This window comes from Sphingobium sp. (assembly GCF_048594625.1).
Classification (GTDB): Bacteria; Pseudomonadota; Alphaproteobacteria; order Sphingomonadales; family Sphingomonadaceae; genus Sphingobium.
Genome location: NZ_JBMDWL010000089.1, coordinates 26,001 through 50,134, shown reverse-complemented (window position 1 = coordinate 50,134; position 24,134 = coordinate 26,001). Strand labels below are relative to the sequence as shown.

Sequence of the window (24,134 nt, the reverse complement as noted above, 5' to 3'; positions counted from 1 at the left end):
GACGGACAGGTCATAATATTTCAGGTCGATGTCGAGATAGGGAAGGATCAGGCGTTCACGAATCCATTCCCAGATGATGCGGGTCATTTCGTCGCCGTCGATTTCCACGACGGGGTTTTTCACCTTGATCTTCGCCATAGCGCGTATTCGCCTTCTTGCTCTTGGGTGGAATATGGGGACGCCCTAGGCCCAGCGACGGGATAGTTCAACCATGCAACGGTATGAATCTGCCCTCTGACGGAGCCATGGACGGCATCGGTCGTTGTCAGGTCAACAGTCTCTCCCTAAAGACGATGTCCATGGAAAATGACGAGATCACGATTGCCGCAGGCGGCAATGTCAAATGGCGATTCCCTTCGGTCCATCCGGAGGGGATGAAATTCGGCCTCATCGCCGTGGCTATTACCGCTGTACTGTTCCTGCTGGGGTGGGAAATCGTCGGCTGGCTGATGGTCATGGTGACGATCTGGGTCTTTGCCTTCTTCCGCGATCCCGTCCGCGCCGTGCCGCAGGACGAAGCGGCGATCGTCGCACCCGCGGACGGCCTCGTCACGCTGATCCAGCGCGTGCCGCCGCCGCGCGAAATGGCCGGGCCGAACGGCCTTGGCGATCAGCCGCTGATCCGCGTGTCGATTTTCATGAGCGTGTTCGACGTGCATATCAACCGCACGCCCATCGGCGGGACGGTGAAGTCCGTCGTCTATATCAGCGGAAAGTTCCTCAACGCGGACCTCGACAAGGCGAGCGAGGATAATGAGCGCCAGCATATATTGGTCGAACGCCATGACGGCGTGCGCATCGGCTTTACCCAGATTGCGGGTCTGGTCGCGCGGCGCATCGTCCCCTTCGTCAAGCCCGGCGACATGGTCGCGGCGGGGCAGCGCATCGGCCTCATCCGCTTTGGCAGCCGCGTCGACGTATATCTGCCCGCAGGCACCGCGCCGCGCGTGATCCTGGGCCAGCGCACCATCGCGGGCGAAACCATTCTGGGTCAGATGGGCGACACGCGGGTGATTGCGGGTATTCAGCAGTGATGTCGGATCGGGGCATCACCCTGTCGGCGGCGCGCGCATGAGCCGCCAGCGGCGCAGGATACCGCTGGGCATGCGGCGCGGCATCACGCTGCGCATGCTGGCGCCCAATGCGGTGACGGCGATGGCGTTGTGCTTCGGCCTGACCGGGGTGCGTTACGGCATTTCAGGCGAGTGGGAACGGGCGGTGCTGTCTATCCTGTTCGCGGGTGTTCTGGATGGGCTGGACGGGCGTATCGCCCGCATGCTGCGCGGCGAAAGTCGTTTCGGCGCTGAACTGGATTCGCTGTCGGACTCGATTGCGTTCGGCGTCGCGCCGGCGCTGATCCTCTATCTCTGGTCGCTGCATGCGATGCCCAAATTCGGCTGGATATTCGCTCTGGCCCATGCGCTGTCCTGCGCGCTGCGTCTGGCGCGGTTCAATGCTGCGATCGACGCGGACGAACAGCCGCACAAGTCGGCGGGCTTCCTGACCGGCGTGCCTGCGCCTGCCGGGGCGGGGCTGGCTTTCGTGCCGCTCTATCTGTGGCTGGTGACGGGCGAGGAACTGTTCCGCGCCTGGTATGTGGTGGCCCCCTGGGCGGCGTTCGTCGCGTTCCTGATGATTTCCAACATCGCCACCTACAGCTGGTCGGCGCTGCGGCTGCGCAAGCGTATCCGGCTGGAGATGATCGCGCTGGCTGGACTGCTGGCGGCGCTCCTGATCACCGATCCCTGGCTGACCCTGTTGCTGATCTGCGCCATCTATGTCGCGCTGATCCCGTTGGGCGTCATGTCCTATGCCAAGGTGCGCAAGGCGCGGGAAAGCGCGGCGGCTTTGGTCGAGGGCTGAAAGGCCAAGGTGGGAATTGGGCGCAGGTCTGGAACAGAATCCGGCGCGCGATGATGTCTGCGTCCATATCGGGCTGAATTAAACGGAAATGGGCTGACCTGACGCGTGCAAGCGAATGACCTTGTGCCGTTCAGGCGGCGACCGCGTGTGCCGATACCATTCGTGCAGCGGGGCGGGGGTTCTGCGCCACGCGGGGGCGACGGATGCGCAGATGATAGACCGGCGGATTCTGCGGAATAGGTTCGAAGGTCAGCGCAGCCATCATCTTGTCATGATAGAGCATGAACATCCATGCGATGGTGCCGATGGACAGCAGGAACGCCGCCGAAAAGAGAGCCGCTGCAACAAGAGTGAACATGTCGACCACTTTCTGTCTTGCCATATGAACGCTATGGCGCATTATGGCTGTTTGAACGGGCGTTAACCGTATTTGTTCCGTCTGTTCCCTTTATGTTCTCATTTGAGAACGGCGTCAACCCTTGCCAATCATTTTTTTCGGCGTTAAAGGCGCGCCCATTCCACATGGGAATCGACATATCCGGTGCCTCGCCCGGCCTTTGAGGTCGTCGTCAGGTTCCTGATTCCCAGAGGTAGCAACCGGAAGGAGACATATTATGGCGGCACCTGTCGTCACCATGCACCAATTGATCGAGGCTGGCGCCCATTTCGGCCACCAGACCCACCGCTGGAACCCGCGCATGAAGCCCTACATCTTCGGCGAGCGCAACGGCATCCACATCCTTGACCTGTCGCAGACCGTGCCCCTGTTCGGCCGCGCGCTCGACTTCGTGTCGGCGACCGTCGCCGCCGGTGGCAAGGTACTGTTCGTGGGCACCAAGCGCCAGGCGCAGGATCCCATCGCGGACGCCGCCCGCAAGTCGGGCCAGCACTTCGTCAACCATCGCTGGCTGGGCGGGATGCTCACCAACTGGAAGACCATTTCGGGTTCGATCAAGCGCCTGAAGACCCTTGAGGAAAAGCTGTCGGGCGACACCCATGGCTTCACCAAGAAGGAAGTCCTTCAGATGACGCGCGAGCGCGAAAAGCTGGAACTGTCGCTGGGCGGCATCCGCGACATGAACGGCATCCCCGATGTCATGTTCGTGATCGACGCCAACAAGGAAGAACTGGCGATCAAGGAAGCCAACACGCTGGGTATCCCGGTCGTCGCGATCCTCGATTCGAACGTGTCGCCCGACGGTATCGCCTTCCCGGTTCCCGCGAACGATGACGCCAGCCGCGCCATCCGCCTGTATTGCGACGCGATCGCCGCCGCCGCCACCAAGGGCAACCGTGGTGCGCAGCAGGCTTCGGGCGTCGACCTGGGCGCGCTGGACGAACCGGCCGCTGAAGAGATCGTTGCCGAAGCCTGAGAGCGTCGCACGACTGTAGGAATGACAGGCTAGGGCGCGCTCTTCGGGGACGCGCCCTGCCTTATATTTAAACCCCTCTGAATTTAGGAGCCGAAACATGGCCGAGATTACCGCTGCCGCCGTCAAGGAACTGCGCGACCGTTCGGGCGCGGGCATGATGGATTGCAAGAAGGCGCTCACCGAAGCCAATGGCGACATCGAAGCGGCAACCGACTGGCTGCGCGCCAAGGGTCTGGCCGCTGCCCAGAAGAAGTCTAGCCGCACCGCCGCCGAAGGTCTGGTCGGCGTCGCCGTCGCGGGCACCAAGGGCGTGGCCGTCGAAGTCAACAGCGAAACCGACTTCGTCGCCAAGAACGACCAGTTCCAGGACTTCGTGCGTACCGCTTCGGCCGTTGCGCTGGAAAGCGGCGCCGCTGACGCCGAAGCGTTGACCGCGCAGGCGCACCCCGCCGGCGGCACCATCGCCGAAAAGCTGGTCGCCAACGTCGCCACCATCGGTGAAAACCAGACCGTCCGTCGCGTTGCTCATGTCGAAGTGACCGAAGGCGTCGTCGTCCCCTACGTCCACAACGCGGCTGCGCCGGGTCTGGGCAAGATCGGCGTTCTGGTCGCGCTGGAAGGCAATGCGCCTGCCGACGTTCTGGAGCCGCTGGGCAAGCAGCTGGCCATGCACATCGCCGCCGCTTTCCCTCTGGCGCTGTCGGCTGCCGACATCGACCCCGAACTGCTGGAGCGTGAACGCGCCATCGCCGCCGAAAAGGCTGCCGAATCGGGCAAGCCCGCCGAAATCGTCGCCAAGATGGTCGACGGCGCGGTCGCCAAGTTCGCCAAGGAACAGGCCCTGCTGTCGCAGCTGTTCGTGATGGACAACAAGACCCCGGTCGCCGACGTCGTTGCAAAGGCCGCCAAGGATGCAGGCGCGACCATCACGCTGAAATCCTATGTTCGCTTCCAGCTGGGCGAAGGCATCGAAAAGGAAGTCAGCGACTTCGCGGCGGAAGTCGCGGCTGCCGCGGGCGTCTGATCGACCGCACAAGCACTGTGAAAAAGGAAAGGGGAGTGGCCGCAGGGCCGCTCCCCTTTTTCTTGGCGGTCGACGGCGCGGATTTGCGGCCCCGCCATATTCTCCATCGGATTAGCAGCATTACGGTAACAATCGCGCTTCACATCCTGATCGCGCCCCACTAATGTCCGGCCGCTTTCCCTGTCCCCTTGTCCAAGGATTCTTGCCCCGCATGACCCGGCCTGCCTACAAGCGCATCCTGTTGAAATTGTCCGGCGAAGTGCTGATGGGCCAGGGGCAGTTCGGCATCGAACCCGAAACCGTCGCGCGGGTCGCGGGGGAAATCGCGGCGGCCAAGGATGCGGGTTTCGAAATCTGCGTGGTCGTGGGCGGCGGCAACATCTTCCGTGGTCTTGCAGGCGCGGCCAAGGGTTTCGACCGGGCGAGCGCCGATTATATGGGCATGCTGGCCACCGTCATGAACGCGCTGGCCGTGCAGAATGCGCTGGAAAAACTGGGTTACGACACCCGCGTCCAGTCCGCCATTCCCATGGCGTCGGTGTGCGAACCCTATATTCGCCGCAAGGCCGAACGGCATATGGAAAAGGGCCGGATCGTCATCTTCGCGGCGGGTACCGGCAGCCCCTTCTTCACCACCGACACGACCGCAGCGTTGCGCGCGGCCGAAATGAACTGCGACGCGCTGTTCAAGGGCACCAGCGTCGACGGCATCTATAATGCCGATCCCAAGAAGGTGGCCGACGCGGTCCGTTACGACAGCATCAGTTTCGATCAGGTGCTGAACGACAACCTCAAGGTCATGGATGCCAGCGCGATCGCGCTGTGCCGCGAAAACAATATTCCCATCGTCGTGTTCAACATCCGCGAAACCGGTAACCTCGCCACCGTGCTGGCCGGGCAGGGTGTCGCGACGATCGTTCAGAATCAGGAGTCCTAAGTCATGCCCCAATATAACAAGTCCGATCTTGAACGCCGCATGGCGGGCGCGCTAGAATCGCTGAAGGGCGACCTGACGGGCCTGCGCACCGGCCGCGCCAATGTGCAGTTGCTGGACCCGGTGACGGTCGAAGTCTATGGTTCGCACATGCCGCTGACGCAGGTGGCGACGGTGTCCGCGCCCGAACCGCGCATGTTGTCGGTGCAGGTGTGGGACAAGAGCAATGTGGGTCCGTGCGACAAGGCGATCCGTTCGGCGGGCCTTGGCCTCAACCCCATCGTCGATGGGCAGACGCTGCGCCTGCCGATCCCTGACCTGACCGAAGAACGGCGCAAGGAACTGGCCAAGCTCGCCAGCAAATATGCCGAAGGCGCGCGCGTCGCCGTGCGCAACGTGCGCCGCGACGGCATGGACAGCCTGAAGGCTGACGAGAAGAAGGGCGAAATCAGCGAAGACGAACGCAAGCGTCTGGAAACCGAGGTGCAGAAGCTGACCGACAGCACCATTGCGGACATCGACGCGGCGGCGACGTCGAAGGAAAAGGAAATCCTCGGCCAATAAGCCGGGGCTTTTCTTTCGCGGCCAAAGCACGCATCCTCCACTGATGGCCACCAAAGCCAAGCCCGACCTGACCAGCATCGCGCCTGCCCATGGCGTGCGCCATGCCGCCATCATCATGGACGGCAATGGCCGCTGGGCGAAAAAGCGGCTGTTGCCGCGCGTCGCCGGGCACCGCGCGGGGGTGGAGGCGGTGCGCCGCGTCGCCCGCGCCGCCCAGGAACTGGGGTTGGAATGCCTGACGCTCTACGCCTTTTCTTCCGAAAACTGGAAGCGTCCGGCGAGCGAAGTGTCCGACCTGATGGGGCTGCTGCGCCATTTCATCCAGTCGGACATTGACGAATTTCACGCCAATGGCGTGCGGTTGCGGGTGATCGGCAATTATCGCGCGCTCGACCCGGCGCTGGTGGAGATGATCGACGGCGCGATGGCGCGCACGGCGGGCAATAGCGGGCCGATCGTCGCGATCGCGCTCAATTACGGCGCGCAGGACGAAATGGTGCGCGCGGTGCGCGAACTGGCTGCCCGTGCCGCCAATGGCGACGTGGCGGCGCAGGACATCGGCGTGGCGGACATCGATGCGGCGCTCTACACCGCCGATCTGCCGCCGCTTGACCTGATGATCCGCACGTCGGGCGAACAGCGGCTCAGCAATTTCCTGTTGTGGCAGGCGGCCTATGCCGAACTCTATTTCACCGATATGCTCTGGCCCGATTTCGACGGGCGTGCATTGGCGCAGGCGCTGGACGCCTTTCGCTTGAGGGACCGCCGTTTCGGCGGATTGTGATCGACATGCGTAGCGAATTGCGGACCCGCAGCATCGTGGGCGTCGCGCTGATCGCGGTGGCGCTGGGCGCGCTGCTGTCGGGTGGCCTGATATTCTGGACGCTGCTGGTGGTGGCGGGCGTGTTGATGCAGGGCGAATGGGCCGACCTGACCGGCGCCAATCCGCAACAGCGCAAGGCGGCGATGTTCGCCGTGTCCATTCCGCTGGCATTGCTGTGCCCGCTGGCCGCCGGGATCGACTGGCCGGTGCTGATCGCGGGGGCGGCGGCTTTCTTCTTCGTCGCGCTGACCAGCCGCAGCCTGAAGCTGGCGCTGGGCATCCCCTATATCTGCCTGCCGATCGTGGCGCTGCTCTATCTGCGCGGGCAGGCGCCCTATGCCTATGGCCTGTTGCTGGCATTCTGGACGCTGGGCCTTGTCTGGGCGACCGACATCGGGGCCTATTTCGCCGGGCGTTCCATCGGCGGGCCGAAGCTGGCGCCGCGAGTCAGTCCGTCGAAGACATGGGCGGGGCTGGCGGGTGGCGTGCTCGCCGCGCTGGTGCTGGGTTTCCTGCTGCATCGTTTCGCCGATCTGCCGATCCAGCTGGCCGCGGCCAGCGGCGTGCTGGCGGTGGCGGCGCAGGCGGGCGACCTGCTGGAAAGCTGGATGAAGCGTCGCGCGGGCGTGAAGGATAGCGGCACGTTGCTGCCCGGCCATGGCGGGGTGATGGACCGGCTGGATGGTGTGGCGACCGCCGCACCGCTGGCGGCCTTATTCTATCTGCTGATGGTGATCGGCGGATGAAAAGCGTTTCGATTTTCGGCGCGACCGGATCGGTTGGCCTGTCGACGCTGGACCTGATCCAGCGCGATCCCCATGCCTATCGCGTGATCGCGCTGACCGCGAACAGCGATGTAGACGGTCTGGCGGAACAGGCGCGGGCGACCGGCGCGCAGATGGCCGTCATCGGGCAGGATCATCTGTACGGTGCGCTTAAGGATGCGCTCGCCGGATCGGGCGTGGAGCCGATGGCGGGCGAGGGCGCGCTGGTCGATGCGGCCGGGGCCGGTGCGGACTGGACCATGGCGTCGATCGTGGGCTGCGCCGGGCTGAAGCCCACCATGGCGGCGCTGAAGGTCGGGAAGACGGTGGCGCTGGCCAACAAGGAATCGCTGGTGTCGGCGGGCGGGCTGATGATGGAAGCCGCCTCTGCTTCCGGCGCCACCTTGTTGCCGGTGGATAGCGAGCATAATGCGATATTCCAGTGCCTTGCGGGCAGCAGTCTGGACGATGTCGCAAGAATCACCCTGACCGCCAGCGGCGGTCCGTTCCGCACCCGCAGCCGCGCCGAAATGGCGGCGATGACGCCTGCGCAGGCGGTCGCCCACCCCAACTGGTCGATGGGCGCGAAGATCAGCGTCGACAGTGCGACGATGATGAACAAGGGGCTGGAACTGATCGAGGCGGCGCATCTGTTCCCCGTCGGCCTCGACCGGATAGAGATATTGGTGCATCCGCAGTCGGTAATCCATTCGATGGTCGAATATCGCGACCGGTCCACCCTGGCACAGCTGGGATCGCCCGACATGCGCATACCCATCGCCCATGCGCTGGCCTGGCCGCGGCGGATGGCCACGCCCTGTCAGCCTCTGGACCTCGCACGTATTGGCAGGCTCGATTTCGAAGCACCTGATCTGGACCGTTTTCCTGCGCTGCGTCTGGCACGCGAAGCGGCGCAGGCCGGGGGCGTGACCCCCGCCATCCTGAACGCCGCCAATGAAGTCGCGGTCGCCGCTTTCCTGGCCGGCCGCATCGGCTTCCTTGATATTGCCATGATTGTGGAGGATGTGTTGAACCGCTATAGCGCGGCCACGCCCTGCGCGATCGACGATGTGCTGGCTGCCGATGGGCGGGCACGCGTACATGCTGGCGAAGTGATGGAAAGATTGACGGCTTGATCCAGAATCCGGGTTTCCTGCTGACCGTGCTGGCCTTTGTGGCGGTCATCGGACCGCTCGTCTTCGTGCATGAGCTGGGCCATTATCTGGTGGGCCGCTGGTGCGGGGTGAAGGCGGAGGCTTTCTCCATCGGTTTCGGCCCGGAACTGTTCGCATGGGTCGACCGTCGCGGCACCCGCTGGCGCGTCGCGGCATTGCCGCTTGGCGGCTATGTCCGTTTCAAGGGCGACATGAACGCGGCCAGCATGACCGATCCGGCCTGGCTGCAAATGTCGGCGAAGGACCGGGCGGAAAGCTTTCCTGCAAAGCCGCTGTGGCAACGCGCGGCGATCGTTGCGGCCGGACCTGCGATCAATTTCCTGTTCGCCATCCTGATCCTTGCCACCTTCGCCTTCGTCCATGGCGAAAGCCGCACGCCTGCGGTGGCGGGCATGGTGCAGCCGGGCAGCGCGGCGGCGGCGGCGGGCATCATGCCGGGCGACCGGATCGTGTCGATGGGCGGCCGCGACATGGCGACGTTCGACGACATCCGCCTGTATGCGCAGATCCGTCCGGGTGAACCGGTGGCGATGGTGATCGAACGCAACGGCGCGCGCTTCACGCGCGACGGCCGCATCGGCAGCGTCACCGAAGATGACGGGTTCGGCAATAAATTTCAGGTCGGCCGTCTGGGGCTGGCCCCCGGCGATCCGGTGATCGAACCGGTCGGCCTGCTGCGCGCGCCGGTCGTGGCGATCGAGCGGACCGGTCAGATCGTGCGCACCATGGTCGAAACCATGGGTCAGATCGTCAGCGGCGGCCGGTCGGTCAAGGAACTGGGCGGGCCGCTGAAAATCGCGCAGGTATCGGGACAGGCGGCGACGCTGGGGGTGGAAAGCTTCATCTTCTTCGCCGCGCTCATCTCGATTAATTTGGGGTTCATCAACCTCTTGCCAATTCCCATGCTGGATGGCGGGCATCTGCTCTTTTACGGCATAGAGGCGGTGCAGCGGCGCCCGGTCAGCGCGGCGGCGCAGGAATGGGCCTATCGATCGGGGCTGGCGGTGCTGATGGCGGTGATGGTGCTGGTGACTTTCAACGATTTGTCGTCTTTCGGGCTTTGGAAGAGCCTGTCCGGCTTGATCGGTTGACGCGCATCGGGCAGGGAAGCCCGGTTTGGCGTCGTCTGTGTCGGCGGAAACATTTTAGTGCGAGTTTTTGAGGTGAAGCGGGTGACAGCGATAAACAGCAGCTTGAGGCAGCGCCCGGTCGTGGCCGCCCTGTTGGCGACGACCATGATCGCGGGCGTGCCGGCGGGCAGCGCGATGGCGCAACAGGCCCCGGTGCCTTCTGCTGCTCCGGCGGTCGCCGCTTCGGCCCCGGCATCGCAGGGCAATATCCGCGCGATCGCGGTCACCGGCACCCAGCGTCTGGAACCCGACACCGTCCTGTCCTATACCAAGCTGCGCATCGGTCAGTCCTACAGCCAGGAAAGCCTGGACCAGGCGCTGCGCGACCTCTACGAAACCGAGCTGTTCGCGGACGTTCAGATCCGCAACGACAATGGTTCGCTCACCGTGGAGGTGAAGGAAAACCCGGTCATCAACCGTATCGTCCTTGAAGGTAATAAGCGCCTCAAGGAGGACAAGATCCGTCCGGAAATAAAACTGGCCCCGCGTCAGATCTATACCCGGTCCAAGGTCCGCGCCGACGTCGCCCGCATCGTCGAACTCTATCGCCGTCAGGGCCGCTTCGCCGCGACGATCGAACCCAAGATGGTGCAGCTGGACCAGAACCGCGTCGACATCGTGTTCGAAATTTCCGAAGGGCCCAAGTCCAAGGTTCGCCAGATCAACATCATCGGCAACGAAAAGTTCAAGGACGGTGAACTGCGCAGCCAGATGGTGACGAAGCAGTCGCGCTGGTTCCGCGTCTTTTCGTCGGGCACCAGCTATGACCCGGATCGTCTGGCCTATGACCAGCAGAAGCTGCGCCAGTTCTACCTGACCGAAGGCTATGCCGATTTCCGCGTGATTTCCGCTGTCGCGGAACTGACGCCCGACAAGCAGGACTTCATCATCACCTATGTGGTGGAAGAAGGCGACCGCTACAAATTCGGCGATGTGAAGGTCGAATCCGACATTCGCGACCTGTCGGGCGACAGCCTGACCCGCATGCTGCCCATGAAGAAGGGTGACTGGTACAACGCCAAGCAGGTGGAAGACACCGTCGATACGCTCAGCGAAACGGCGGGCCTGTTCGGCTATGCCTTTGCCGACGTGTCGCCCGACTTCAACCGCGAAAAGGAATCGCTGACGATGGGGATTAATTTCCGCATCGCCAACGCGCCGCGCGTCTATGTCGAACGGGTCGACATCAACGGCAACACTCTGACGCAGGACAAGGTCGTGCGCCGCGAATTTCGACTGGCCGAAGGGGACGCGTTCAACAGCTTCCTGGTCAAGCGTTCGAAGGACCGCATCAACTCGCTCGGCTTCTTCCAGGAAAAGCTGGACATCGAACAGAAGCCCGGTTCCGCGCCCGACCGCATCGTGCTGGAAACCAACGTGCAGGAACGGTCTACCGGCGAACTGTCGCTGTCGGCCGGTTTCTCGTCGCTGGAACGCTTCATCGTGTCGGCGTCGATCACCCAGCGCAACTTCCGCGGCAAAGGGCAGGAACTGCGCACGTCGGTCAATTATTCGGCCTATTCCAAATCCATCGAACTGGGCTTCACCGAACCCTATTTCATGGACAAGAGCATCGCGCTGGGCGGCGACATCTATCGCCGCGACCTCAACAGCTTCCGCTATCTGACCAGCAACACGCGCGATACGACCTATGAACAGACCACGACCGGCTTCATGCTGCGCGCGGGCGTGCCGCTGACCGAATATATGTCGCTGGCGCTGCGCTATACGCTCAACTTCGACGACGTGACGCTGGATCAGGGCACCTATTACACCAATGGCCAGTGCGACCCGCTGCTGGCCGGTCGTTATCTGTGCGACGCCATCGGCAAGCGGACGACGTCCTCGCTCGGCTATTCGCTGATCTACGACACCCGCGACAACCGCATCCGCCCGACGCGCGGCCAGAATGTGACGCTGAGCCAGGATTTCGCGGGCCTTGGCGGCAGCGTGAAATATGTGCGCACGCGCCTTCAAGGTTCGAAATATGTGCCGCTGGGCGGTGGCTTCATCTTCTCGCTGAACGGCGAAGGTGGCTATATCCACAGTCTGGAAGGGGAACGTCGCGACGCGACCGGCCAGTCGGTCGACCGGGTCCGCCTGACCGACCGTTTCTTCCTGGGTGAACCCCAGTTCCGCGGCTTCGACATTCGCGGCGTCGGCCCGCGCGTGAAGCGCTATTACCTCACGGCGCAGGCCAATGAGGACGGCTCCACCAGCTACGTTCGCAATACCAGCAACAATAACGTCACCGACGACGCGCTGGGCGGCAAGATCTACTATCTGGCCCGCGCCGAAATCGAAATTCCGCTGGGTTCGGGCGCGCGCGAAATGGGCTTGCGTCCCTCCATCTTCATGGATGCGGGCGCGGTCGCGGGCCTGAAGAATCCGGGCACGATCAATTTTGCGGGTTACTGCACCGTCACGACCGGCACCGGTGACACCGCAACCTCTTCCACCGTACGTGCGCCGTCGGTCGGCAATTGCGATACGCCCGCCGTCGGTTCGACCGCCACCTATGCCGGTGGCGCGTTCGAGGAAGAATATCTCGGCGACACGCTCAAGCCGCGTCTGTCGGTGGGCTTCGGCGTCAACTGGAACTCACCTTTCGGCCCGTTCCGGATCGACATCGCCAAGGCCCTGCTCAAGGAACCAGGGGACGACAACAAGCTCATCACCTTCAACGTAGGGACTCAATTCTGATGAAGACGATTATCAAGGCCGCGGCTCTTGTGCTTGCGCCCGTGACTGCCATTGCGCTGACTGCCGTTCCGGCCGCTGCCCAGACCAAGTCTGGCATCGCCGTGGTCGATCTGGAAGAAGCCGTCGCCAAGAGCGCGGCCTTCACCACCGCGATCACGCAGATGCAGACCACCTACAAGCCGCAGATCGACGCGCTGAACACGCGCCGCACCGCGATCGAAGCCGACCTCAAGACCAAGGGCGACGCGCTTCAGGCCGCGCTCAAGGCCGCGGGTAACAAGCCGACCCCGGCGATTGAAACCCAGTATCAGCAGTATCAGCAGTCGCAGCAGGCCGCGCAGGCCGAACTGCAGCGCATGGGCCAGCCGATCGGCCTTGCCCGCGCCTATGTCGAACAGCAGATCGTCGACAAGCTGGACGACGCGCTGAAGGCCGCGACCGCCAAGACCAAGTCGGAAATCGTGTTCAAGAAGGGCGCGACCGAAAGCTTCGGCGCCGGTGCGGACATTACCCCTGCCGTCATCACCGAACTCAACACGCTGGTCCCCAGCGTCGGCATCACCCCGCCTGCCGGCTGGCAGCCGGGCGGTCAGCAGGGCCAGCCGGCCGCTGCCGCGCCCGCCGCTGCTCCGGCGACCCCGGCGCAGGCGCCCAAGTCGCGCTGATAAGCGATGACGGGAGAGGTTGAAACGACCGCGCTTGGCCCGATGGATGTCCGTCGGGTCATGGCTGCGCTGCCGCATCGTTACCCGATGCTGCTGGTCGACCGTGTGGTGACGCTGGTGCCCAACCAGTCGATCCACGCGATCAAGGCGGTGTCGGTGAACGAACCGTTTTTCCAGGGGCACTTCCCCACCCGGCCGATCATGCCGGGCGTGCTGATCGTGGAAGCGATGGCGCAGGCGGCGGGCGTGCTGGCGGTGGAATCGATGAATTTGGCCGATTCGGGCAAGCTCGTCTATTTCATGAGCATCGACGGTGCGAAATTCCGCTCGCCGGTGGAGCCGGGCTGCCTGCTCGACCTGCATGTCGAATCAACACAGACGCGTGGTTCGGTGTGCAAGTTCAGCGGCAAGGCGATGATCGACGGCAAGCTGGCGGCGGAAGCCAATTTCGTCGCCATGATTTCCGACCCGCCAAAGGCCTGATCCCGCCGCGCCGTTCCGGTCCGCAAGGGGGCGGGCGGCGCCATAATGACTTGCCAAGGCGCGCCGAAACAGATAACGGCGCGCCTTCGCTATTTTCAGCATCCAGGCCGGTCGGAACCGGCCAACATGACGGAGCATATGCCATGAAGGCCGATACCCATCCCGATTACCACATGATCACCGTCCAGATGACCGACGGTACCACCTTCCAGACCCGCTCGACCTGGGGCAAGGAAGGCGACACCATGGCGCTCGACATCGATCCCAAGTCGCACCCGGCATGGACCGGCGGCAACCGCCAGCTGGACACCGGTGGGCAGGTGGCGCGCTTCAACAAGCGCTTCGGCGGCCTGACGCTGAAGAAGTAAGCGGCCTTTCACGGTTGAACGAAAAGGGCGCCACGCGGCGCCCTTTTTTGTGCCCGGACGCCCTGTTTCTTTGCGGACATGAAAAAGGGCCTCCAGCGAAATCGCTGGAGGCCGAGGTTCAGGGGAGGATCAGCGGCGACGGAAGGGGGATCCGCACAGAGGATGCCGCTGACAGACATGGGTCTGGGCGCGATATGATGCAGGCGAATGTCGGATTGTTGCCGGATGGGCGGCGGGCTGACATGTTTGTCGCGGGCGGCGGCAAGGGGGGCTGCGCTCGTCTCTCCATGTCATGCGTCTCTCCCTGTCATGTCAGCGCAGGCTGGCATCTTCATCGGCTGGCGCGTGATGAGCTGAAATGTCGGCCTGCGCTGGAACGATCGACAGGTTTTAAAGGCAGGCTGGCTATTTGCAGCCTTCCCATCTTGATCTGCCCCGTCACATTCCGCTAAACTTCTGCACATTCGCATGGACCCGGTGAAATCCCGGGTGGCTATTCCGGCCGCCGATCCGCCGGACAACATCCCACATGATCCTGAACCGATGCGCCGCCCATGTGCGGCGTCATGTGCCTTGTTGTGGACCCTTTATGACCGAAATACTCACCCGTTACCGACGCCAGTGGTTTGTCGATGCGGCGTCCGCGCGGCGCGACGCGCTGGCCGGGATCGTCGTCGCGCTGGCGCTGATCCCCGAAGCCATCGGATTTTCCATCATCGCCGGGGTCGATCCGCGCGTCGGCCTCTATGCATCGGTGGCCATCGCCATCACCATCGCGCTGATCGGCGGGCGGCCGGGCATGATTTCCGCCGCGACCGCCGCCGTCGCCGTGCTGGTCGGCCCGCTGGTAAAACAGCATGGCGTCGATTATCTGTTCGCCGCCACCATATTGATGGGCCTGTTCCAGATCGTCGCGGGCCTGTTGCGGCTCGACCTTCTGATGCAGTTCGTGTCGCGATCCGTCATCACCGGTTTCGTCAATGCGCTCGCGATCCTTATCTTCATGGCGCAGTTGCCGCAGCTGATCGGGGTCAGCTGGCACAGCTATGCCATGGTCGCGGCGGGGCTGGCGATCATCTACCTGTTCCCGCGCGTGACGAAAGCGGTGCCGTCGCCGCTCGTGGCGATCCTGACGCTGACGGCGATCAGCCTGTGGCTGGGGCTGCCGGTCAACAGCGTGGGCGATATGGGGCAATTGCCGCAGGGTCTGCCCAGCCTGGCCCGGCCGCAGGTGCCGCTGACATGGGACACGCTGCGCATCATCGCGCCCTATTCGGTGACGATGGCGGCGGTCGGCCTGCTCGAATCCATGCTGACCGCGCAGATCGTGGACGACATGACCGACACGGACAGCGACAAAAAGCGCGAAGCCATGGGGCAGGGCGGGGCGAATATCGTCGCGGCGCTCTTTGGCGGCATGGGCGGTTGCGCCATGATCGGCCAGTCGGTCATCAATGTGACGTCGGGCGGGCGCGGGCGTTTCTCCACTTTCGTGGCGGGGGCGTTCCTGCTGTTCCTGCTCACCATGCTGGGGCCGTGGGTCGGGCAGATGCCCATGCCTGCACTGGTTTCTGTCATGGTCATGGTGTCGATCGGCACGTTCAGCTGGAACAGCATCCTCAACCTGCGCCGCCATCCGCCGACATCCTCCATCGTGATGCTGGTGACGGTCGCGGTGGTGGTCGGCACGCGCGACCTGTCGCTGGGCGTGCTGGCCGGGGTGCTGCTATCGGGCATCTTCTTTGCAGGGAAGGTGCAGCGAATGTTCGCGGTGGAGCGCGAAGGGCGGGGCGACACGGCAACCTATCGCGTGACGGGGCAGATATTCTTCGCTTCGGTCGACCGCTTCACCCGCGCCTTTCAGCAGGATGACGGCGCGGCCCATATCGTCATCGACGTTTCGGGCGCGCATTTCTGGGACATTTCGGGTGTCGGGGCGCTGGACAAGATCGTCGCCCGGTTGCGCCGGGACGGTCGGCAGGTGGAGGTGATCGGTTATAACCGGGCCAGCGCCGACCTGATCGACCGCTTCGCCCTGCATGACAAGACCGGCGTGGAGCTGGGCGCGGTGCCGCATTAAAGCGATTTCCAAGCGATCGGAACCGATCGCTGGTTAAGAAATCGCGGGAAACAAAAGACTGAGAGCGGTCATCTGATCCAATCAGATCGAAAACCGCTAAGGCATCATGCCTTCAATCGGGATCATTGCCCTAGTTCGCCCTGAGTCTGCCGAAGCCTGCCCAGAGCGTTGGAGGCCGAAAACCTCTCGCTCCAGACCAAGGAAAGGGCTTCGACACGCTCAGCGCTAACGGATTTTATGGAAGGCGCGATGTTCCAAAGGCCGGCCTTCATCCGCCGCGTGATGCGCGCCGTCGGTTACCTGTCGGGAGGGGCTGCCTGTCCTACAGCTCGCCTGGCCGCTATATCTGCCGACAGGCATCGCGACGGCGGATTGTAACGAAATTTCGGGCTCAGGCATGAAAATGTCGCAATAAGCGGGAAATATGCGAAGTTAAGCGCTGGCGATCCTATTTGTCGGTCGCGCCCCACAGCTCGCTGGCCTTCACATAGCCGCGCTGCCCCTTGACGTCGAAGGCGCACCAGCCCCCCGAACAGTCGGCAAGGCGGCCCACCACGCCCCGTTCCGCCCGAAACAGCGTGCGGGTATTGTCGCTGGCCGATTCATGCAGTTGCGCCACGTCCGCCTTGACGATGGCGGTAGGGGTGTCGCTCAACAAACGAACATGCATCCATCCCTGCGCGCCATCGGGGTCTTCCACCTTGCGCCACAGGCCCAGCACCTGCACCACCTTCACCGGCAGGTCGCGGCGGCGATAGATCCAGTTGGACGGGTAATCCAGACTTGGTCCCACCCGCATGCGGGCTTCGTCATGGGACAGCGACGCCCAATATGGGGTGGGCTTTCCCGGCGCGGCAACGGCCATGTCGGCGCCCGGCAATATCCCCGCCATCGTCGCGGTCAGCGCCGCAACCATGCCCGCACCCGTCAGCAGGCGCTTCATTCCCGAACCATTCCCCATGTCAGCCATGGCCATCCCATACTCCCTGCCGGGGCGCTGCGACAAGCATTGATCTGCATATCCGCTTGACCGGGCAGGCGGGCAGGAATAGCGGCATATGCATGGCCAGAAAACCGCGTCCCGCAAAGCCGCGCGTCATCGTCACGCGTCGCCTGCCACCCCATGTGGAGGCACGCATGGCCGATCTGTTCGACGCCAGTTTCAACGTGGCCGATGTGGCGATGGATCGCGCGGCGCTGGCCGAAGCGATGGCGCAATGCGACGTTCTGGTCCCCTGCATCAGCGATCAGATCGGCGCGGACCTGATCGACGGCGCGCCCGACCGGTTGCAACTGATCGCCAGTTTCGGCAGCGGGGTCGATCATATCGATCTGGCCGCCGCGCGGCGTAAAGGCATCATCGTCACCAACACGCCCGGTGTCCTGACCGAAGATACGGCCGACATGACGATGGCGCTGATCCTGTCGGTCCCCCGCCGTCTGGCGGAGGGGGAAAAGCTGGTGCGCAGCGGCGAATGGCGCGGCTGGAGCCCGTCGGGCATGCTGGGGCATCGCATCGGCGCCAAGAAACTGGGCATTATCGGCATGGGGCGGATCGGCCGTGCCGTGGCCCGCCGCGCGCGCGCATTCGGCCTGTCCATCGCCTATCATAATCGCCACCGCCTGCCTTTCGAAGTCGAGCAGGAACTGGAGGCCGAATGGCATGGCGATCTGGACGGCCTGCTGTCGGGCAGCGACATATTGTCGATCCATTGCCCGCTCAACGCCGACAGTCGCGGGCTGATCGACGCGCGGCGCATCGCGCTGCTGCCGCCCCATGCCTATCTGATCAACACGTCGCGGGCGGAGATTACCGACGAACAGGCGCTGATCGTGGCGCTGTCCGAAGGGCGGATCGCGGGGGCGGGGCTGGACGTCTACACCCATGAACCGGCGGTCGATCCGCGCCTGATGGCGCTGTCCAACGTCGTGCTGCTGCCGCATATGGGGTCGGCCACCGTCGAAGGACGCGATGCCACCGGCGCACGGGTGATCGCCAACATTCGCACCTGGGTAGACGGACATCGTCCGCCCAATCAGGTACTGGAAGGCTGGGTGTGAGCCGTCGACCGGTCAGGCGGCGGCCAGCTGATCCTTCAGGCCTTTGACCACCATATGGCCATGCGCCACCGATTCATGGGCGCGGCGGACGATGGCCTGCGTTTCCTCGTCGATCGCTTCGTCCTTCAGGACGCGCTCAAATTCCTCGCGCAGATAATCTTCCCCGCGATCGATCGCCTGAATGACCGCCTTGTCCCCGCCGCCCAGCGCCACGAACAGGCCCTCCATCTGCCGATGCACCGTGCCCGCCATCGACCCGAAAGCATTGGGTTTGCCGCCCAGCGCCCGACTGCGATCCTGCAACAGGTCGACCGCCTTCGTCCGTTCGCCCGCCAGATCGCGGAACAGCGTCTGATATTCGACCGACTGTATTTTCTCGGCGCTATGTTCATAACCCTTGACGCTGTCGATCAGGGTGGTGATGAGGTCATCCAGCTTGCTGATGGCATGATTGTTCGACATGGCCTGCTCCTTTTGCAGCTTCTCCTCTGAGCGGGATGGGGGCAGAACGGGCAAAGCGCCGACATGGTTCAATCAAGTGACTGACAATCAACCTTAATCCGGCGTTATCCATAATGGCGCTGCATCTGGGAACCCGTGCGAGCGATGTCGGTTGAACGGGGTATGACCGCTTTCGAAACGAAAGGATGTTTCCCATGATCAAACTGGCTCTCATATCGCTTGTCATTGCCGCCATACTGGCGCTGCTGGGGTTTGGCGGCGCGGCGGGCACCTTCGTCGGCATCGCCAAGATCCTGTTCTTCATCGCCGTTGCGGTGTTCGTGCTGTTCCTCGTCCTTGGCATATTGGCTGGCAGGGGCATCAAGGATGCCATAGACTGATGCCATGACGGACATTGGCGTTGATGTGGACGAAACCGGCCGGTTGCTGCGCGACGAATCCGGTTTCCTGCTTCAACGCGATGCCGGGGGCAGCTATCGCCTCGTCCTGTTGCGCATACCCGTCGACCATGTCGAAAAACGGGTGCGCGTTCAGGGCTATTATATCGGCGACGGCATTGTGGAGGCGGAAGGCGTGGCGGCGGCCTGAATTGGCGCTTGAACTTGCGGCTGAACTGACGCCCGACGAACCCTATTGCCGATGGCGATACCGGCGGGGGCGTTGCTTTCCCTTGCCAAAATTGACGCATCGGGCGAACCATTGCGCCCATGCGCAAGATTCTTTCTGTCCTGATCGCTATTGCCACGCCAGTCATGGCGCAGACGCAAGCCCCGCATGACCAGTTGAACAGCATCATCGATGATCATTGGACATGGTATCTGTCGACCCATCCGGTCGAAGCCACGTCGCGGGGCGTGCGCGATTATGACGATCGGATAAACGACATGTCGCTGGCCGCGCGGGATGGACAGATCCGTGCGGAAAAAGCCTTCGTCACGCGGTTGCAGGCTGTGCCTGCGCAAGGGCTGGACGCTGCCGACCGGGTGAACCGCGACGTGCTGCTATGGATGCTGCGCGACGATATGGATGGCGACCGCCATCAGGCCGAACGGTTGATGCTTTTCACCACCTATTATGGCTGGCATCAGGGTTTTTCCGGCATGGCCGATGGCCTGCCTTTCTACAACCGTGCCGATTATGACAGCTATCTCAAGCGGCTGTCGCTTTATCCCGGACAGAATGGGGACGCGCTGGCCATCACGCGGCAGGCGATAGTGGGCGGCTATGTTCAGCCCTGTTCGGTGCTGCAAAATTACGCCGGAACGATCAGCGGCATCGTTGACGGCAAGCCGGAAGATACGCGTTTTTACGAGCCGTTCACGCGGACGAAGCCGCGCGACATCAGCGATGCGGACTGGGCCGCGATGCAGGCACGCGCCGTCGCCCTGATCCGCGATGTGCTGACGCCCGAATATCGCAAATGGCATGACTTGTTCGTGCAGGATTATCTGCCCCATTGTCGTAAAAGCGACAGCGCGTCGGCGCTGCCCGGCGGCGCCGCCTGGTATGCGTCGCGGGTGAAGGCGCACACCACCACCGACCTGACGCCCGATCAGATCCACCGGATCGGCCTTGATGAAGTGACCCGCATCGGCAGGCGGATGGACGAGATCGCGGCGAAGGCGGGCTATCCCGACCGGGCCGCCTATATCCGGCATCTGCGGACCGACCCGTCCTATTACGCAAAGACGCCCGAAGAGCTGCTGCGCGTCGCGGCGCGGCAGGCCAAGGCGATCGACGGCATGCTCCCCCATTATTTCGGTACGTTGCCGCGCCTGCCCTATGGCCTGAAAGCCATTCCGGCGGCGGAAGCGGAAGGGACGACCACGGCCTATTATATGCCCGGTGCGCCGGAAAGCGGCATCGCGGGCACCTATTTCGTCAATACGTCGAAACTGGACCAGCGCCCCTATTGGGAACTGCCCGCACTGACCGCGCATGAAGCGGTGCCGGGGCATCACAACCAGATCGCGCTGCAACAGGAATTGCCACTGCCGCCTTTCCGCAAATATCTGGCAGGCTTTACCGCCTATGTGGAAGGATGGGCGCTCTACACCGAATATCTGGGTGAGGAGATGGGGCTGTACGACACACCCGAAAAGATGATGGGCCGCCTGTCCTATGAAATGTGGCGTGCCTGTCGGCTGGTGGTGGACACCGGCATCCATGCCAAGGGGTGGGACAAGGCGACGGCGGTCGCCTTCATGAAGACCAACAGCGCCCTGTCGGACGCCAATATCGATGCGGAGGTCAATCGCTACATCAGCTGGCCGGGGCAGGCGCTGGGGTATAAGCTGGGCGAGATCAAGATCCGGCAATTGCGGGCAAAGGCCGAACAGGCGTTGGGCCGAAATTCGACCTGCGCCATTTCCATGACGCGGTGCTGGCGCAGGGTGCGGTGCCCCTGACCGTGCTGGAAAGCCAGATCGATGGATGGATCGTGGCGGAAAAGGGGAAATAGCGGGCGAATGACCCTGTCCTTGGAGCGCAACTGTTTGTGCGTGACACGCACATTTGTTGCGCCTGATCGGCAGGCGGGCAGCCATGACGGGCTGCCGTCCTACTTAAGTCCCGTTTTTCCGACATTTGGCCCGGAAACCCACGTAATTCGGCATTTTGGGCCATAATATGCGCCGTTTTTGCCGCGCCGCAGCGACTTGCCAATTTGCATCCGTTGGCGTACCGGGCCGTGTCAGCTCCCAGACCGGGCGTAAAAGTCGGCAAGTGGCGCTGCGCGTCAATTCCGTGCACTTTACGACGTTGGGAACGAAATGAGCATTTACCTGGATTATATGGCCGAAATCGAAAGCCGCAAAACTCAGGGGCTCGCTCCCAAGCCGATCGACGACGGCGCTCTGGTTGGCGCGCTCATCGCGCTCATTCAGGACGCAGGCAGCGAACATCGCGCCGACGCTCTCAAATTCTTCATCTACAACACGCTGCCCGGTACCACGAGCGCCGCAGGCGTGAAGGCCGACTTCCTCAAGAAGATCATCCTTGGCGACGTGACCGTTGCGGAAATCACGCCTGCATTTGCGCTGGAACTGCTCAGCCACATGAAGGGCGGCCCTTCGATCGCCGTGCTGCTCGACATCGCACTGGGCGACGACGCGACGCTCGCCGCGCAGGCCGGGGACGTGCTCAAGACCCAGGTGTTCCTGTACGACGCCGACATGTTCCGCCTGCGCGACGCATTCAAGGCTGGCAATGCGGTGGCGAAGGACGTGCTGGAAAGCTACGCCCAGGCTGAATTCTTCACCAAGCTCCCGGAAGTCGAGGACGAGATCAAGGTCGTCACCTTCGTCGCCGGCGAAGGCGATATTTCGACCGACCTTCTGTCGCCCGGCAATCAGGCGCATTCGCGTTCGGACCGCGAACTGCACGGATTGTGCATGATTTCGCCCGAAGCGCAGCAGCAGATCGTGGCGATGAAGGAGCAGCATCCCGACAAGCGCGTGATGCTGATCGCGGAAAAGGGCACGATGGGCGTGGGTTCGTCGCGCATGTCGGGCGTCAACAATGTGGCGCTGTGGACCGGTAAGCAGCAAAGCCCCTATGTTCCCTTCGTCAACTATGCCCCGGTCGTCGCGGGCACCAACGGCATTTCGCCGATCTTCGCGACCACCGTGGACGTGACCGGCGGCATCGGCATCAACCTGAAGAACTGGGTCAAGAAGACCGACGGCGAAGGCAAGCCGATCATCAACAATGATGGCAATCCAGTGCTGGAGGAGGCTTTCTCCGTCGCGACCGGCACGGTCCTGAAGATCGACGTCAAGAACAAGAAGCTGACCGACGAGGCTGGTAACGAACTGGTCGACATCGCTGCGTCCTTCACGCCGCAGAAGATGGAATTCATGAAGGCCGGCAGCAGCTACGCCATCGTATTCGGCAAGAAGCTCCAGACCTTCGCCGCCGAAACGCTGGGCGTCGAAGCGCCCGTCGTGTTTGCGCCGAACAAGGAAGTGTCGGTCGAAGGGCACGGCCTGACCGCTGTCGAAAAGATATTCAACCGCAATGCCGTCGGCGTGACGCCGGGGAAGGTGCTGCACGCCGGCTCCGACGTGCGCGTCACCGTGAACATCGTGGGTTCGCAGGATACCACCGGCCTGATGACCGCGCAGGAACTGGAAGCGATGGCGGCCACCGTCATTTCTCCGCTGGTCGACGGCGCGTACCAGTCGGGCTGCCACACGGCATCGGTGTGGGACAAGAAGGCGCAGGCGAATATCCCGAAGCTCATGTCCTTCATGAACAATTTCGGCCTGATCACCGCGCGCGATCCCAAGGGCGTCTATCATCCGATGACCGACGTCATTCACAAGGTGCTGAACGACATCACTGTGGACGATTGGGCGATCATCATCGGTGGCGACAGCCACACCCGCATGTCGAAGGGCGTGGCATTCGGCGCGGACTCCGGCACGGTTGCGCTGGCGCTGGCCACCGGTGAAGCCACCATGCCGATCCCGCAGTCGGTCAAGGTCACCTTCAAGGGCAAGATGCAGCCCTATATGGATTTCCGCGACGTCGTGCACGCCACGCAGGCGCAGATGCTGCATCAGTTCGGCGGCGAAAATGTGTTCCAGGGCCGCATCATCGAAGTGCATATCGGCACGCTGCTGGCCGATCAGGCCTTCACCTTCACCGACTGGACGGCCGAAATGAAGGCCAAGGCATCGATCTGCATTTCCGAAAACGAAACGCTGATCGAATCGCTGGAAATCGCCAAGTCGCGCATCCAGATCATGATCGACAAGGGCATGGAAAATGCCGCCGGTACGCTCAAGGGGCTGATCGCTCTGGCCGACAAGCGCATCGCTGAAATCCGTTCGGGCGAAAAGCCCGCGCTGGCACCCGATGCCAACGCGAAATATTTCGCCGAAGTGGTGGTCGACCTCGACCTGATCGACGAACCGATGATCGCCGACCCGGACGTCAACAATGCCGACGTGTCAAAGCGCTACACCCACGACACCATCCGCCCCGTATCTTATTATGGCGGCACGAAGAAGGTGGACCTGGGCTTCATCGGTTCGTGCATGGTGCACAAGGGCGACATGAAGATCCTGGCCCAGATGCTCAAGAATATCGAAGCGAGCGAAGGCAAGGTCGAATTCAAGGCGCCGCTGGTCGTCGCGCCGCCGACCTACAACATCGTCGATGAGCTGAAGGCCGAAGGCGACTGGGACGTCCTCAAGAAGTACGCCGGGTTCGAATTTGACGACAGCAACCCCAAAAATGTTGCTCGCACCGAATATGAAAATACGCTCTATCTGGAGCGTCCGGGCTGCAATCTGTGCATGGGCAATCAGGAAAAGGCAGCGAAGGGCGACACCGTGCTCGCCACCTCGACCCGTCTGTTCCAGGGGCGCGTCGTGGAAGATACGGCCGAAAAGAAGGGTGAATCGCTTCTCGCTTCCACCCCGCTGGTCGTGCTGTCGACCATTTTGGGCCGTACGCCCAACATGGACGAATATAAGAGTGCGGTCGTCGGTATCGACCTGACCAAGTTCGCGCCTTCCGCCGCGCACTGATCCGGAGGGCTGCCCCCTCATTGAATGACAATCGCCCCCATGCTCCTCGACAGGATCGAAGAGCATGGGGGCGACGCTTTATCACGGCGCAGAATTCTGGCCCGTTTGGGGGGCGGAATATCGGT

22 protein-coding genes, 2 pseudogenes and 1 other annotated feature are annotated in these 24,134 nt (G+C 62.9%); of the genes and pseudogenes, 20 read left to right on the top strand and 4 right to left on the bottom strand.

The features are described 5' to 3' along the window. Nucleotides 1-138: pseudogene (locus ACOJSJ_RS11030) on the bottom strand (NADP-dependent isocitrate dehydrogenase); the annotation flags it as partial. A 161-nt stretch (nt 139-299) separates the two neighbouring features. On the opposite strand from ACOJSJ_RS11030, the gene ACOJSJ_RS11025 reads away from it, so the two are divergent. Further along, nucleotides 300-1,034 carry a phosphatidylserine decarboxylase gene (locus ACOJSJ_RS11025; protein ID WP_420145026.1) on the top strand — a complete coding sequence of 245 codons (735 nt, stop codon included), beginning with the start codon at nt 300-302 and terminating at the stop codon, nt 1,032-1,034. A 94-nt stretch (nt 1,035-1,128) separates the two neighbouring features. Next, on the top strand, nt 1,129-1,863 hold the full coding sequence (locus ACOJSJ_RS11020) for a CDP-alcohol phosphatidyltransferase family protein (RefSeq protein ID WP_420145029.1): 735 nt from the start codon (nt 1,129-1,131) through the stop codon (nt 1,861-1,863). A 130-nt stretch (nt 1,864-1,993) separates the two neighbouring features. Here ACOJSJ_RS11020 and ACOJSJ_RS11015 read toward each other — a convergent pair whose 3' ends face one another. After that, nucleotides 1,994-2,221, bottom strand: a complete 228-nt coding sequence (locus ACOJSJ_RS11015) for a hypothetical protein (RefSeq protein ID WP_420145028.1) — start codon at nt 2,219-2,221, stop codon at nt 1,994-1,996. Between the two features lie 256 nt (nt 2,222-2,477). Here ACOJSJ_RS11015 and rpsB point away from each other — a divergent pair, with 256 nt between their 5' ends. The 13 genes from rpsB (at nt 2,478) to ACOJSJ_RS10950 (ending at nt 15,949) form a co-directional block, all read left to right on the top strand. After that, the gene (rpsB, locus tag ACOJSJ_RS11010; protein WP_420145025.1) at nt 2,478-3,236 is read left to right on the top strand and encodes a 30S ribosomal protein S2; all 759 of its coding nucleotides are present in this window, start codon (nt 2,478-2,480) and stop codon (nt 3,234-3,236) included. Between the two features lie 97 nt (nt 3,237-3,333). Further along, nucleotides 3,334-4,260: a translation elongation factor Ts gene (gene tsf / locus ACOJSJ_RS11005; RefSeq protein WP_420145024.1), complete on the top strand. Its 927-nt coding sequence runs from the start codon at nt 3,334-3,336 to the stop codon at nt 4,258-4,260. A 211-nt stretch (nt 4,261-4,471) separates the two neighbouring features. Next, a complete protein-coding gene (pyrH, locus tag ACOJSJ_RS11000; RefSeq protein WP_311270545.1) occupies nt 4,472-5,197 on the top strand; it encodes a UMP kinase in 726 nt (241 codons plus the stop codon). A gap of 3 nt (nt 5,198-5,200) precedes the next feature. Continuing rightward, a complete protein-coding gene (frr, locus tag ACOJSJ_RS10995; RefSeq protein ID WP_420145023.1) occupies nt 5,201-5,758 on the top strand; it encodes a ribosome recycling factor in 558 nt (185 codons plus the stop codon). Between the two features lie 43 nt (nt 5,759-5,801). Further along, nucleotides 5,802-6,542: a polyprenyl diphosphate synthase gene (gene uppS / locus ACOJSJ_RS10990; protein WP_420145022.1), complete on the top strand. Its 741-nt coding sequence runs from the start codon at nt 5,802-5,804 to the stop codon at nt 6,540-6,542. Nucleotides 6,543-6,547: 5 nt separating this feature from the next. After that, nucleotides 6,548-7,327, top strand: a complete 780-nt coding sequence (locus ACOJSJ_RS10985; RefSeq protein ID WP_420145021.1) for a phosphatidate cytidylyltransferase — start codon at nt 6,548-6,550, stop codon at nt 7,325-7,327. Beyond that, entirely contained in the window at nt 7,324-8,481 is a 1,158-nt protein-coding gene (locus tag ACOJSJ_RS10980) for a 1-deoxy-D-xylulose-5-phosphate reductoisomerase (protein WP_420145020.1), read from the top strand. The genes ACOJSJ_RS10985 and ACOJSJ_RS10980 overlap by 4 nt, the downstream gene beginning before the upstream one ends. Beyond that, complete coding sequence (gene rseP / locus ACOJSJ_RS10975) at nt 8,478-9,611, top strand: RIP metalloprotease RseP (RefSeq protein ID WP_420145019.1); 1,134 nt, start codon at nt 8,478-8,480, stop codon at nt 9,609-9,611. Before ACOJSJ_RS10980 ends, rseP begins: the two co-directional genes overlap by 4 nt. Nucleotides 9,612-9,701: 90 nt before the next feature. Then, nucleotides 9,702-12,353: an outer membrane protein assembly factor BamA gene (bamA, locus tag ACOJSJ_RS10970; protein ID WP_420145027.1), complete on the top strand. Its 2,652-nt coding sequence runs from the start codon at nt 9,702-9,704 to the stop codon at nt 12,351-12,353. After that, nucleotides 12,353-13,018: an OmpH family outer membrane protein gene (locus tag ACOJSJ_RS10965; protein WP_420145018.1), complete on the top strand. Its 666-nt coding sequence runs from the start codon at nt 12,353-12,355 to the stop codon at nt 13,016-13,018. The genes bamA and ACOJSJ_RS10965 overlap by 1 nt, the downstream gene beginning before the upstream one ends. Before the next feature lie 6 nt (nt 13,019-13,024). After that, nucleotides 13,025-13,501, top strand: coding sequence for a 3-hydroxyacyl-ACP dehydratase FabZ (gene fabZ, locus ACOJSJ_RS10960; protein WP_420145017.1), 477 nt, complete (start codon nt 13,025-13,027; stop codon nt 13,499-13,501). Between the two features lie 143 nt (nt 13,502-13,644). Then, the gene (gene rpmE / locus ACOJSJ_RS10955) at nt 13,645-13,869 is read left to right on the top strand and encodes a 50S ribosomal protein L31 (RefSeq protein ID WP_375284604.1); all 225 of its coding nucleotides are present in this window, start codon (nt 13,645-13,647) and stop codon (nt 13,867-13,869) included. 467 nt (nt 13,870-14,336) lie between these two features. Beyond that, nucleotides 14,337-14,392, top strand: a sequence feature (sul1 is cis-regulatory element that is thought to sense ions involved in sulfur or methionine metabolism; They are found in Alphaproteobacteria). A 66-nt stretch (nt 14,393-14,458) separates the two neighbouring features. After that, complete coding sequence (locus tag ACOJSJ_RS10950; protein WP_420145016.1) at nt 14,459-15,949, top strand: SulP family inorganic anion transporter; 1,491 nt, start codon at nt 14,459-14,461, stop codon at nt 15,947-15,949. A 448-nt stretch (nt 15,950-16,397) separates the two neighbouring features. Here the strand turns inward: ACOJSJ_RS10950 and ACOJSJ_RS10945 are convergent, their stop codons facing one another. Beyond that, entirely contained in the window at nt 16,398-16,919 is a 522-nt protein-coding gene (locus tag ACOJSJ_RS10945; RefSeq protein WP_420145015.1) for an SH3 domain-containing protein, read from the bottom strand. Nucleotides 16,920-17,011: 92 nt separating this feature from the next. On the opposite strand from ACOJSJ_RS10945, the gene ACOJSJ_RS10940 reads away from it, so the two are divergent. Further along, nucleotides 17,012-18,010 carry a 2-hydroxyacid dehydrogenase gene (locus tag ACOJSJ_RS10940; protein ID WP_420145014.1) on the top strand — a complete coding sequence of 333 codons (999 nt, stop codon included), beginning with the start codon at nt 17,012-17,014 and terminating at the stop codon, nt 18,008-18,010. 12 nt (nt 18,011-18,022) lie between these two features. On the opposite strand, the gene ACOJSJ_RS10935 is transcribed toward ACOJSJ_RS10940, so the two are convergent. After that, nucleotides 18,023-18,472, bottom strand: coding sequence for a PA2169 family four-helix-bundle protein (locus ACOJSJ_RS10935; protein WP_420145013.1), 450 nt, complete (start codon nt 18,470-18,472; stop codon nt 18,023-18,025). Nucleotides 18,473-18,666: 194 nt separating this feature from the next. Between ACOJSJ_RS10935 and ACOJSJ_RS10930 the strand changes: the two genes are divergently transcribed. The 4 genes and pseudogenes from ACOJSJ_RS10930 (at nt 18,667) to ACOJSJ_RS10915 (ending at nt 24,009) form a co-directional block, all read left to right on the top strand. After that, nucleotides 18,667-18,852, top strand: coding sequence for a DUF1328 domain-containing protein (locus tag ACOJSJ_RS10930; protein WP_420145012.1), 186 nt, complete (start codon nt 18,667-18,669; stop codon nt 18,850-18,852). 4 nt (nt 18,853-18,856) lie between these two features. Further along, the gene (locus tag ACOJSJ_RS10925) at nt 18,857-19,060 is read left to right on the top strand and encodes a DUF5818 domain-containing protein (RefSeq protein ID WP_420145011.1); all 204 of its coding nucleotides are present in this window, start codon (nt 18,857-18,859) and stop codon (nt 19,058-19,060) included. 119 nt (nt 19,061-19,179) lie between these two features. Further along, nucleotides 19,180-20,933, top strand: a pseudogene (locus ACOJSJ_RS10920) (DUF885 domain-containing protein). A 310-nt stretch (nt 20,934-21,243) separates the two neighbouring features. Then, on the top strand, nt 21,244-24,009 hold the full coding sequence (locus ACOJSJ_RS10915) for a bifunctional aconitate hydratase 2/2-methylisocitrate dehydratase (RefSeq protein ID WP_420145010.1): 2,766 nt from the start codon (nt 21,244-21,246) through the stop codon (nt 24,007-24,009). Nucleotides 24,010-24,134: the final 125 nt, after the last annotated feature.

Excerpts from the sequence above, each read along its gene's own strand:
- ACOJSJ_RS11025 (WP_420145026.1), top strand. The coding sequence starts at position 300 with ATGGAAAATGACGAGATCACGATTGCCGCAGGCGGCAATGTCAAATGG.
- ACOJSJ_RS11020 (WP_420145029.1), top strand. The coding sequence starts at position 1,129 with ATGCTGGCGCCCAATGCGGTGACGGCGATGGCGTTGTGCTTCGGCCTG.
- ACOJSJ_RS11015 (WP_420145028.1), bottom strand. The coding sequence starts at position 2,221 with ATGTTCACTCTTGTTGCAGCGGCTCTCTTTTCGGCGGCGTTCCTGCTG.
- rpsB (WP_420145025.1), top strand. The coding sequence starts at position 2,478 with ATGGCGGCACCTGTCGTCACCATGCACCAATTGATCGAGGCTGGCGCC.
- tsf (WP_420145024.1), top strand. The coding sequence starts at position 3,334 with ATGGCCGAGATTACCGCTGCCGCCGTCAAGGAACTGCGCGACCGTTCG.
- pyrH (WP_311270545.1), top strand. The coding sequence starts at position 4,472 with ATGACCCGGCCTGCCTACAAGCGCATCCTGTTGAAATTGTCCGGCGAA.
- frr (WP_420145023.1), top strand. The coding sequence starts at position 5,201 with ATGCCCCAATATAACAAGTCCGATCTTGAACGCCGCATGGCGGGCGCG.
- uppS (WP_420145022.1), top strand. The coding sequence starts at position 5,802 with ATGGCCACCAAAGCCAAGCCCGACCTGACCAGCATCGCGCCTGCCCAT.
- ACOJSJ_RS10985 (WP_420145021.1), top strand. The coding sequence starts at position 6,548 with ATGCGTAGCGAATTGCGGACCCGCAGCATCGTGGGCGTCGCGCTGATC.
- ACOJSJ_RS10980 (WP_420145020.1), top strand. The coding sequence starts at position 7,324 with ATGAAAAGCGTTTCGATTTTCGGCGCGACCGGATCGGTTGGCCTGTCG.
- ACOJSJ_RS10965 (WP_420145018.1), top strand. The coding sequence starts at position 12,353 with ATGAAGACGATTATCAAGGCCGCGGCTCTTGTGCTTGCGCCCGTGACT.
- fabZ (WP_420145017.1), top strand. The coding sequence starts at position 13,025 with ATGACGGGAGAGGTTGAAACGACCGCGCTTGGCCCGATGGATGTCCGT.
- rpmE (WP_375284604.1), top strand. The coding sequence starts at position 13,645 with ATGAAGGCCGATACCCATCCCGATTACCACATGATCACCGTCCAGATG.
- ACOJSJ_RS10950 (WP_420145016.1), top strand. The coding sequence starts at position 14,459 with ATGACCGAAATACTCACCCGTTACCGACGCCAGTGGTTTGTCGATGCG.
- ACOJSJ_RS10945 (WP_420145015.1), bottom strand. The coding sequence starts at position 16,919 with ATGGCTGACATGGGGAATGGTTCGGGAATGAAGCGCCTGCTGACGGGT.
- ACOJSJ_RS10940 (WP_420145014.1), top strand. The coding sequence starts at position 17,012 with ATGGCCAGAAAACCGCGTCCCGCAAAGCCGCGCGTCATCGTCACGCGT.
- ACOJSJ_RS10935 (WP_420145013.1), bottom strand. The coding sequence starts at position 18,472 with ATGTCGAACAATCATGCCATCAGCAAGCTGGATGACCTCATCACCACC.
- ACOJSJ_RS10930 (WP_420145012.1), top strand. The coding sequence starts at position 18,667 with ATGATCAAACTGGCTCTCATATCGCTTGTCATTGCCGCCATACTGGCG.
- ACOJSJ_RS10925 (WP_420145011.1), top strand. The coding sequence starts at position 18,857 with ATGACGGACATTGGCGTTGATGTGGACGAAACCGGCCGGTTGCTGCGC.
- ACOJSJ_RS10915 (WP_420145010.1), top strand. The coding sequence starts at position 21,244 with ATGAGCATTTACCTGGATTATATGGCCGAAATCGAAAGCCGCAAAACT.